Annotated in this window: 2 protein-coding genes; both read right to left on the bottom strand. The window is 72.5% G+C overall.

Going from position 1 to position 3,011, the window contains the following annotated elements; genetic code table 11:
* On the bottom strand, positions 1-1,237 hold a 1,237-nt coding region (locus K9U41_RS22395), incomplete at its 3' end, for an amino acid ABC transporter ATP-binding/permease protein (protein ID WP_282643048.1).
* A partial coding sequence (gene cydD, locus K9U41_RS22390; protein ID WP_349237868.1) for a thiol reductant ABC exporter subunit CydD occupies positions 1,234-3,011 on the bottom strand: 1,778 nt, incomplete at its 5' end. The genes cydD and K9U41_RS22395, both read right to left, overlap by 4 nt.

Here is a 3,011-nt window from a genome sequence, read left to right as displayed (position 1 = left end):
GGCGCAGGGCGTCCGCCTCATACGCCTCCACCGGCGCCCCGCCGAAGGCGAGAGCCCCCGGGTCCGCCGTGCGGAAGCGCAGCGCCAGGGCAATCAGGCTGGACTTGCCCGAGCCGCTCGGTCCGATGACGGCGATGCGCAGCCCCGGCGCGAGGGTGAGGTCGACGCCCTCCACCGCCGGCGCCGACGCGCCGGGATAGGTGAGCCCTGCACGCTCGAAGACAAGCACGCCTTCGGCCGGCACGGGCCTGGGTGCCGCCGGATCGGGCACCGGAACCGGCCGGTCCACCAGCGCGAAGATGCGGCGAGCGGAGGCGAGCGTTCCCGGCAGGGTCTGGAATGCCAGCGGCAGCGGCGCCACGGCATCGAACAAGGCCAGCACCAGCAGCACCAGCATGGGCAGGTCGGCACCGGGCAGGCTGCCGTCGAGCACGCGCGGGGCGCCGATCACCATCACCGCAAGCAGCGTCGCCTGCGCGGCAAGGCCGACCCCCGCGCCGGCAAATCCGGCGATGCCGGCGAGACGGCTTTCGTCGGCGATGAGCCCGTTGCTGGCGGCATCCAGCGCGGCGCGATGGCGCCGGCCGGGATCGTAGATGTCGAGTTCGGCCCGGCCTTCCAGATGGTCCACCAGCAGCGTGTTCAGCTCCGCCGTGCGGGCGGTGACCCGCCGGGACGCCGCCGCGCCCAGCCGATGCACCAGCAGCGGCAGGCCGAGCCCGCCCATGAGCGCCGTGCCCAGCAGGACGAGGGCCATGGTGCCGTCATGGGCGGCCACCACGAAGAGCCCGGCGGCCAGCACCAGCACCGCGGCCAGAGCCGGCGAGAGAATGCGCAGGAAGGCGAATTCCAGCCGGTCGATATCGCCCTTGAGGTGGGTCAGCAGGTCGCCGCTGCGCTTGTCCTGGAGCGCCGCCGGGGCGAGGGGGGTGAGGCGCACGAAGACCCACGGGCGCAGGTTGGCCACGAATTTCAGCGTCGCCTCATGGCCGACGATCCGCTCCGCATAGCGCCCCACCGTGCGGACGATGGCGAAGGCGCGGATATAAGCCGCGGGCGTGAAATAATTCATGCTCGCGCCGGCGGCGCCCGCCAGCGCCATGGCGGTGATGAACCAGCCGGAGGTCGCCATCAGCGCCACATGCGCGAGGGTGGCGAGGGCGGAGAGCAGGACGGCGAGGGCCATCCAGCCCGCCTGCGGCCGCATGAGGGCGAGGAGGCGCAGGGCGTCCTTCACTGGGCGGTCTCCGGCGTTGCGGCAGGGCCGGGGCGCAGCAGGCCGGCATAGAGCCCGCCGCGGGCGAGCAGGGTGGCGTGGTCGCCTTCTTCCGCGATCCGCCCGTCCTTCAGGACCACGATGCGGTCCGCCCCCTGGATGCCGGCGAGGCGATGGGCGGCGACGAGGCCGGTGCGGCCGGGCAGCAGCCGGGCGAGCGCCTCCTGCACCGCGGCCTCGCTCGCGCCGTCGAGATGGGCGGTGGGCTCGTCGAGCACGATCATGGGCGCATCACGGTAGAAGGCACGGGCCACCGCGAGGCGATGGGCCTCGCCGCCCGAAAGCCCGGTCCCGCCTTCCCCGATCCGTCCGGCAAGGCCGCCGGGAATGGCCGCGACCACATCGGCGAGCCCGGCATCGGCGATGGCGCGCTGCAGATGCGCGGGGTCGGGGGCGGTCTCGCCGGGCGCGATGTTGGCGGCCAGCGTGCCGGCGAACAGGCGCGGGTGCTGCGGCACGTAGCCAATGCGGCGCCGCCAGGCGGCAAGGTCCAGGTCCGCGAGCGGCACGCCGTTCACCAGAACCCGGCCCGTGGTGGGTTTCACGAAGCCGAGCAGCAGGTTCAAAAGCGATGTCTTGCCGGCGCCCGAGGGACCCACCAGCGCCACCGTCTGCCCCGGCGCGATGGTGAAGCTCACCCCGCTGAGCGCACGCCGCCCGTCGGCAAAGTCGAGATGAACGTCCTCGAACCGGATCTCGATGGCGTCGGGCGAGGGGAGGGGGGTCGCGCCGCCGGTCTCCGCAAGCTGCGGCAAGTCCTCCAGCGCCACCATACGCTCGGCGGCGCCGAGGGCTTCCATGCGCGCGTGGTAGGCGGTGCCCATGGCGCGGAGCGGGGCATAGAATTCCGGCGCCAGCAGCAGGATGAAGAGGCCCTCGAAGAAGCCCATGCCGCCCCACAGCAGACGGAAGCCGATGAGGATGGCCACCAGCGCGATGGAGACGGTGGCGAAGAATTCCAGCACCAGGGAGGAGAGGAAGGCGACGCGCAGCACCGCCATGGTGTCGCGGCGATAGTCGTCCGCCACCTCCGCCACCTGCCGGGCCATGCGCCCGGCGGCATTGAAGGCCTTCAGCGTGGCGAGGCCCTGCACCGCGTCGAGCAGGTGGCCGGACATGCGGGCGAGGCGCCGCCACTGCTTCTGGTTGAGCGCTTCCGCGCCCTTGCCGATGAGGATCATGAACAGCGGGATGAGCGGGGCGGTGACGAGGAACATCAGCGCCGACATCCAGTCGAGGGGGAACACCACCATGACGATGGCGAGGGGCAGCACCACCGCCAGCACCGAGGCGGGGATATAGCGCGCATAATAGGGCTCGACCGCGCGGACGCCCTCGGCCAGCGCGGCCACCATCTCGCCGGTCCGGGTCTCGGCGAGGCCGACGGGGCCGATCTTCTCGACCCGGTCCATGAGTTCGGCCCGCAGCGCCCGCATCACCTTGGCGGCGGCGGCAAAGCCGAAGCGCTCGGTGGCCCACACCGCGCCGAAGCGCAGGACCATGGCGGCGAGGAGGCTGGCGACCTCGGCCGGGAAGGCGCCGACGGGCTGGTGCCGGAACAGCACCCCATCGAGGATCCGCGCCACCAGGAAGGCCTGGGCGATGATGAGGAGGCCCGTCACCACCGAACAGGCCATGGTGAGGCGCAGATCACCCTTCGCCGCCCCCCTGAAGCGGGAGAGGAAGGCCGACAGGCGCTTGCGGTCGGCTTTCTCGTCGGGCGCACGCTCGGTGG

This window comes from Xanthobacter autotrophicus (genome assembly GCF_029991245.1).
GTDB lineage: Bacteria > Pseudomonadota > Alphaproteobacteria > Rhizobiales > Xanthobacteraceae > Xanthobacter > Xanthobacter autotrophicus_C.
Note: the sequence above shows the minus strand (reverse complement) of the source record. Positions and strands in the feature narration are given on the sequence as shown.